The organism is Methylobacterium sp., from assembly GCF_019750675.1.
GTDB lineage: Bacteria > Pseudomonadota > Alphaproteobacteria > Rhizobiales > Beijerinckiaceae > Methylobacterium.
The window spans coordinates 20,651-27,511 of record NZ_JAIEOF010000379.1; the positions used below are offsets into that span (position 1 = coordinate 20,651).

The window sequence follows — 6,861 nt, forward strand, 5'->3', positions numbered from 1 at the left end:
GCGGAAGGCCCTTCCTCGGGGGGGCTTTCCGCGAAGGCCGTGAGAATCCGGGGCGCAGGACGGTTTCGTGCCGTCCTGCGCCCCGATTCCGTTCCGGTCGGCACGCCCGTGCCGATTCGGGCCTGGGCCGCGAACAGTTTTCTTAAAACAGACCGGGAGCCCCGCCGCGCTTCGGGAGGTTGATCCCGCGGAGAAGGCGGCCCGGTGAGGCCGGTCCCCTTCCGAATCAAGGACAACACTCCATGACGCGTTTCGTGTGGCCCGCTGCCGGGTGTCTCGTCGCCGGTTTCCTCGCCGTGGGTCTGGCGCCCGCCCTCGCCTCCCCCTGCGGCGACCGGATCGCCAAGCTCGAGGGACCGGTCAAGGATCTGGCGAAGGAAGCGATCTCCGCCAACACCAGCGGCAAGGCCACGGCCAGCGCCCGGGGCGGCCAGGGTGTCACGGGGAGCGGCGGCGGCGCCTCGGCCGAGACCGCGCCCCCGGAGAAGTCGGCGGAGGCCGGACAGGGCGGAGACAGGGCGATGCAGGCGAAGGTGGCCCTCGACGAGGCCCGCACCGCCGACAAGAAGGGCGATGCGGAGGCCTGTGGCGCGGCGGTCGATCGGGCGCAGAAGCAGGTGGACAGCGCGCCCTGAGGGCGCCGGATCCGGTGCTCGGCACCGGTGGGTCTCAGCGTGGAAGTGCCGGCCCCGTCATCGGGGCTGGGACTGGACACACGGGGCGGTCGAACCTGTCCGCCCCGCTTTCAAAAGCACACGATCAGGCGCTGACGACAGCGGCGAGGGCGTGGTCGTTACCGTTCAGACCGGCGCAGAGATCGTCGATCTCGGCAAGATCAAGGGCCTCGCCGGACTCGCTGGCGATCGCATCGATCAAGTGATCCTGATGCGGATTAAAGGGATGTCCCTGCAGCCTATAGAATTGATAGTACCGAAGCGCAGCCAGGACAGCATCGCGTTCTCGATCTGTAATGGTAATATTCTGCATGTCGGATTTGTTTCCCGTGATTGGTTGCGGGATATCGAAAAACAACCGCTCTGCGGCGCCGTGAGCTTAGGTGTTGTAAGCGAATTTTGAGGGATTCGTCCACAACCGGAAACCCTTCGTTAGCCATCCGGACGCCGTCCAAATGACATCCCCGCACCCCAAGTGTTTGGTGCGGCGCCGTTTCCGGAACGCGCCCCGGCCCGAGGTTTTTTTTACGGCCCCGCTTGGCCCAAACCCGGTTGACAACCTTTGATAAGACGGCAACGCAACCGTGCGATCGCGGTCGCCGGATGCATCAAATTATCCTTAACTTGCGTCTGTCAGGCTGGGGACTCAGCCGGCCGCATTCCACCCATGCGGGATGCCGACCGGCACGGCCGGGGTCCCTTCCATGCCAAAGACCCGAAGCGACTGCTCACCCACGGCGGAGGCCACGCGCTCCGGCCCTCCGCCGCTGAACGCCGGTATCCGCCGCCACCTCGGACTTAGCCTGCGAACGTTCTACGCCGAGATCCTGTCGGAGCCGCCGGGCGCCCGGATCGAGGCGCTGCTCGCCCGCCTCGGCAAGCCGCAGCGCTGAGAGTTCGATCGGATCGCGCAGCCAACCCCGCCGGGGCCGTGCCGCAGTGTGATCCGTTTACCGCGTTGGGCGCGCTTCCGCATGGGTACCGCAGGAATTCACTGACGATTCAGGCGAGGGCCGCTAGGAGACGGACATCGTATGAGCGCATCTCCCACCGCGCTCTTTGCAAAGAAGTCCCATGATCGTGCTCGCCCTCGTCGTCGTCGGCAACATCCTGCTGGCGTCGCTGTTCTCGCTCATCGCCGTCGCGGCGGACTGAGCCGGCGGACCGATCGCGCCGAAACCTGACTCCGGCGCGCTCAGATCTTCCAACCCTCCGCTTCACCCGCGCATCCACCGCGATCGGCGGGCGCGTCGCGGCTCGGCTTGCGCTGATTCGGTGTGCGTGGGTCCGCCATGGCGGCACGGCGTCCCGGTTGGAGTGGATTCGCACATCCGCCGCTCGCGCCAAGGGATGTGCTCGGCCGACCCGCAGGCCTTCGAGTCGCGGATGGCGCGACAGCGTGTCGGCATGCTCGCCCTGCAGCCCACGGAACGCACGAAAAACGCAAAAATGTCCTTTCTATAGAACCCCGCTCAGGCGAACAGGTTCTTCTTCTTCGAGCCGCCTGCGGAGGATGCCGTTCTCCGTCCCAGGAAAATCGTTCCTGATCAACCGTGGAGAGAGGAACGAAGCCGCTCGGACCGCCTTATCCTGTCCCGTCGCGACGCTTGACAATGTTCTTTAAAACGAACGAAACCCGCGTCACCGGGGCCGTGAGGCGCACGCTTACGCTCCGGCTGCGCAAGCCAGATTCGGAGCCACCCGTGAGCGAGACCTCTTTCCGGCCCACCGGGCGCACCCGCCGCCACGCGGTCCTTCTCGGCGCGAGCCTCGCCGCGGCCCTGCTGGCCCCCACCCTCGCCTGCGCCCAGACCGAGCTTCTCAACGTCTCCTACGATCCGACTCGTGAGCTCTACCGCGAGATCAATGCGGCCTTCTCCGAGGAGTGGAAGGCCAAGACCGGCGAGACCGTCACCGTGCGTGCGGCCCATGGCGGCTCGGGCTCGCAGGCCCGCACCGTGATCGACGGCATCCCGGCCGACGTGGTGACCCTCGGCATCCCGTCCGACATCGACGCGATCAGCCGCATCTCGAAGAAGATCCCGGCGGACTGGCGCACCAAGCTGCCGAACCAGGGGCTGCCCTACACCTCGACGGTGGTGTTCCTCGTGCGCAAGGGCAACCCGAAGGGCGTGAAGGACTGGGGCGACTTGGTGAAGCCCGACATCAAGGTCATCACCCCCAACCCGAAGACTTCCGCCGGCGGCCGCTGGAACTTCCTCGCCGCCTGGGGCTACGCCTACGAGCGCGACGGAAAGGACGCCGACAAGGCCAACGCCTTCGTGGGCGAGGTCTACAAGAACGTCCCCGTCCTCGACACCGGCGCGCGCGGCTCCACCGTCACCTTCGCGCAGCGTGGCCTCGGCGACGTGCTACCCACTTGGGAGAACGAGGCCTACCTCGTCTTCGAGGAATTCGGCCGCGACAAGTTCGATGTGGTCGTGCCGCCGACCTCGATCTACGCCGAGCCGCCGGTCGCCCTGGTCGACGCCAACGTCGACAAGAAGGGAACCCGCCGCCAAGCCGAGGCTTATCTCCAGTTCCTCTATTCCGACCGGGCACAGGCCATCTTCGCCAAGCACCATTACCGCCCGCTGAACCGCGCGGCGGCCAAGCCCGAGGATCTGGCGCAGCTGCCCGAACTCAAGCTGTTCAAGATCGAGGACCTGCAGGGCGACTGGGACGAGATCCAGAAGAAGAACTTCGACAACGGGGGCCTGTTCGACAAGCTGAGCAAGGCGGGGCGCTGACGCGCCCGCCCGCGTTCCCCCTCCCCGGACCGGGAGGGGGCCGAGACCTGAGCAGGACACCAGCATGGCCCCGCCCATCCGCACCGATGCGCCAACGCGTGCCAAACGGCGCTTCCTCCGCCCGAGCGTGATCCCCGGTTTCGGGCTCGCCTTCGGCTACACCCTGACCTGCCTCGGCCTGATCGTGCTGTTGCCCCTCGCCGCCCTGGTGACGCGGGCCTCCGGGCTCGGCCTGTCGGGAATCTGGGAGGTCGCCACCGATCCGCGCGTGGCCAGCGCGCTCCGCGTCAGCTTCGGCGTGTCCCTGCTCGCCGCCCTCACCGCCTCGGTGTTCGGCTTCCTCATCGCCTGGGTGCTGACGCGCTACCGCTTCCCCGGCCGCCGAATCGTCGACGCGGTGGTGGACCTGCCCTTCGCCCTGCCGACCGCCGTCGCGGGCATCGCGCTGGCCGCCCTCTACGCCCCCAACGGCCTCGTCGGCGCGCAGCTGGCGCGGATCGGCATCGAGGCCGCCTACACGCCGGTGGGCATCTACATCGCCATGGTGTTCATCGGCCTGCCCTTCGCGGTGCGCACCGTTCAGCCGCTCATCGCCGAGATCGACAAGGAGATCGAGGAGGCCTCCGCCACCCTCGGGGCGGGGCGCGTCCACACCCTGGTGCGGGTGGTGCTGCCGCCGCTGATCCCGGCGGTGCTCACAGGGTTCGCGCTCGCCTTCGCCCGCGGCGTCGGCGAGTACGGCTCGATCATCTTCATCGCCGGCAACCTGCCCTACGTCTCCGAGATCGCGCCGCTCCTCATCGTCATCAAGCTGTCCGAGTACGATTACGGCGGCGCCTGCGCCATCGCCACGATCATGCTCGGCATCTCGTTCCTCACCCTGCTCGCCATCAACCTGATCCAGGCCTGGAGCCGGCGGAGATTCGGCTATGTCTGAGACCTTCGCACCCGTCGCCCTCGCTGGGGCCCGCCCCGCCAGCGTCGTCACGGAAGGCCGCTGGATCCGCTGGCTGCTGATCGGGATCGCGATCCTGTTCCTCGCCCTGTTCCTGGTGCTGCCGCTGCTCACCGTGTTCGCGCAGGCCTTCGCCAAGGGCTTTGCCGCCTATCTGGCCGCCTTCACGGAGGCCGACGCCCATGCGGCGATCCGGCTGACCCTGCTCACCGCCGCCATCGCGGTGCCGTTCAACCTCGTCTTCGGCATCATGGCCTCCTGGGCCATCGCCAAGTTCGAGTTCTTTGGCAAGAACCTGCTCGTTACCCTGATCGACCTGCCGTTCTCGGTCTCGCCGGTGGTCTCGGGCCTGATCTACGTGCTGGTCTTCGGGGCGCAGGGGCTCGTCGGTCCCTGGCTGCTCGAGCACGACGTCCAGGTCATTTTCGCGGTGCCGGGCATCGTGCTGGCGACCATCTTCGTCACCTTCCCGTTCGTCGCCCGCCAGCTCATCCCGCTGATGCAGGAGCAGGGCACGGCGGAGGAGGAGGCGGCGCTGACCCTCGGGGCGTCCGGCTGGCACGCGTTCCGCACGGTGACGCTGCCCAACATCCGCTGGGGCCTCCTGTACAGCGTGCTCCTCTGCAATGCCCGCGCGATGGGCGAGTTCGGTGCGGTCTCGGTGGTCTCCGGCCACATCCGGGGCCTCACCAACACGCTGCCGCTCCACGTGGAGATCCTCTACAATGAGTACAACTTCGTTGCCGCTTTCGCCGTCGCCTCCCTCCTGGCCGGCCTCGCCCTCGTCACCCTCCTCCTCAAATCCGTCCTCGAATGGCGCTACGCCGACGAGATCGCCGCGGGTGCCCGAGGACATTGAGCGGGGCGGCTCGACCGCCATCCGCGTCGAGAACCTGTCGAAGACCTTCGACACGGCGGCCGTGCTGCACGATTTCTCCCTCGACGTGCGGGCGGGCGAGCTGCTGGCGCTGCTCGGCCCCTCGGGCTCGGGCAAGACCACCCTGCTGCGCATCATCGCCGGCCTCGACTTCCCCGATGCGGGCCGCATCGTGTTCGGGGCCGAGGACGCGACCCGGCTGCCCGTGCAGCAGCGCGCGGTGGGCTTCGTGTTCCAGCACTACGCCCTGTTCAAGCACATGAGCGTCGCCGAGAACATCGCCTACGGGCTCAACGCCCGGAAGCGCTCCGAGCGCCCGGCCAAGGCCGAGATCAAGCGCCGGGTCGGCGACCTCCTCGACCTCATCAAGCTCTCGGGCTTCGCCGACCGCTACCCGAGCCAACTCTCGGGCGGCCAGCGCCAGCGCATCGCGCTGGCGCGGGCGCTGGCGGTCGAACCGCGGGTGCTTCTCCTCGACGAGCCCTTCGGCGCCCTCGACGCGCAAGTCCGGAAGGACCTGCGCCGCTGGCTGCGCGAGATCCACGACCGCACCGGCCAGACCACGATCTTCGTCACCCACGACCAGGACGAGGCGCTCGAACTCTCCGACCGGGTCGCGGTGCTCGACAAGGGCCGCCTGGAGCAGGTCGGCACGCCGGACGAGGTCCAGGAGGCGCCGGTCTCCGCCACCGTGCTGAAGTTCCTCGGCGACACCATCGAGGTCGAGGCGATCGCGCAGGCCGGCGCGGTCCGCGTCGACGGTCGCCTCACGCCGGTGCGGGCCCCCGAAGGACTCGTCGGTCCGATCAAGCTTTACGCCCGGCCCTGGCAGCTCCAGTTCGCCGAGGGCGGCGAGGCGCACCTCCAGGGCGTCGTGCGCTCGTCCTACCGGACGCAGGGGCGCCAGCGCATCGAGGTCGACCGGCCCGAGGGCAAGACCGTGGTGGTGGAGGCCGCCGACACCAACCGCTTCGCCGCCGGCAGCCCCGTGGGCCTGCGGATCATCGGCGGCCACGTTTTCCCGAACTGACGGGAACCCCTTGCGCTCACGCGCATGATCGGGTGTGACTGCCGCCGTCGAAACGAGGGCGAGCAGCATGTCGGGTGGTCACGGGGCGGGGGGTAGTTCCAACAAGCGCGTGGCGCTGCTGATCTCGGTGCTGGCGCTGTTCCTGGCGCTGGCCGAGACCCTGGCCAAGGGCGCGCAGACGGATGCGCTGGGCGCCAATGTCGAGGCCTCTAACCAGTGGGCCTATTTCCAGGCCCGCACCATCCGGGGGACCGTCCTCAAGACCGCCGACGAGACCCTGGCGCTGCTGCCGCCGGAGGTCACCAATTCCGAGGCGGTCAAGGCTAAGCGCGCCGAATGGGCCAAGACCCTGGCCCGCTGGGACAGCGAGCCCGCCACCGGCGAGGGCCGCAAGGAACTGGCCGAGAAGGCCCGCCACTCCCAGGAGGTGCGCGACCTCGCCCTCCACCGCTACCACCACTACGAATTCGCCTCAGCCGCCTTCCAGATCGGCATCGTGCTGGCCTCGGCCGAGGTGATCACGGGGATCTTCGCGCTGGTGGTGGGCGGCGGGCTGCTGGGTGTGGCCGGGTTGG

Annotated in this window: 8 protein-coding genes; 7 read left to right on the plus strand and 1 reads right to left on the minus strand. The window is 68.3% G+C overall.

Annotated elements, in window-relative coordinates; genetic code table 11:
- Positions 1-242 precede the first annotated feature (242 nt).
- A complete protein-coding gene (locus K2X24_RS19560) occupies positions 243-635 on the plus strand; it encodes a hypothetical protein (RefSeq protein WP_292500236.1) in 393 nt (130 codons plus the stop codon).
- Positions 636-759: 124 nt separating this feature from the next.
- On the opposite strand, the gene K2X24_RS24415 is transcribed toward K2X24_RS19560, so the two are convergent.
- Entirely contained in the window at positions 760-987 is a 228-nt protein-coding gene (locus K2X24_RS24415) for a hypothetical protein (protein WP_306424555.1), read from the minus strand.
- A 391-nt stretch (positions 988-1,378) separates the two neighbouring features.
- Here K2X24_RS24415 and K2X24_RS19570 point away from each other — a divergent pair, with 391 nt between their 5' ends.
- The 6 genes from K2X24_RS19570 to K2X24_RS19595 all read left to right on the plus strand — a co-directional run.
- A complete protein-coding gene (locus K2X24_RS19570) occupies positions 1,379-1,567 on the plus strand; it encodes a hypothetical protein (protein WP_292500238.1) in 189 nt (62 codons plus the stop codon).
- 810 nt (positions 1,568-2,377) lie between these two features.
- Positions 2,378-3,424 (plus strand): sulfate ABC transporter substrate-binding protein, encoded by a 1,047-nt coding sequence (locus tag K2X24_RS19575; RefSeq protein WP_292500240.1) that lies wholly within the window; start codon positions 2,378-2,380, stop codon positions 3,422-3,424.
- Between the two features lie 76 nt (positions 3,425-3,500).
- On the plus strand, positions 3,501-4,361 hold the full coding sequence (gene cysT / locus K2X24_RS19580; RefSeq protein ID WP_238280998.1) for a sulfate ABC transporter permease subunit CysT: 861 nt from the start codon (positions 3,501-3,503) through the stop codon (positions 4,359-4,361).
- The gene (gene cysW, locus K2X24_RS19585; protein ID WP_292500241.1) at positions 4,354-5,238 is read left to right on the plus strand and encodes a sulfate ABC transporter permease subunit CysW; all 885 of its coding nucleotides are present in this window, start codon (positions 4,354-4,356) and stop codon (positions 5,236-5,238) included. Before cysT ends, cysW begins: the two co-directional genes overlap by 8 nt.
- A 19-nt stretch (positions 5,239-5,257) precedes the next feature.
- The gene (locus K2X24_RS19590) at positions 5,258-6,286 is read left to right on the plus strand and encodes a sulfate/molybdate ABC transporter ATP-binding protein (RefSeq protein WP_366934540.1); all 1,029 of its coding nucleotides are present in this window, start codon (positions 5,258-5,260) and stop codon (positions 6,284-6,286) included.
- A gap of 67 nt (positions 6,287-6,353) precedes the next feature.
- On the plus strand, positions 6,354-6,861 hold a 508-nt coding region (locus K2X24_RS19595; protein ID WP_292500244.1), incomplete at its 3' end, for a DUF4337 domain-containing protein.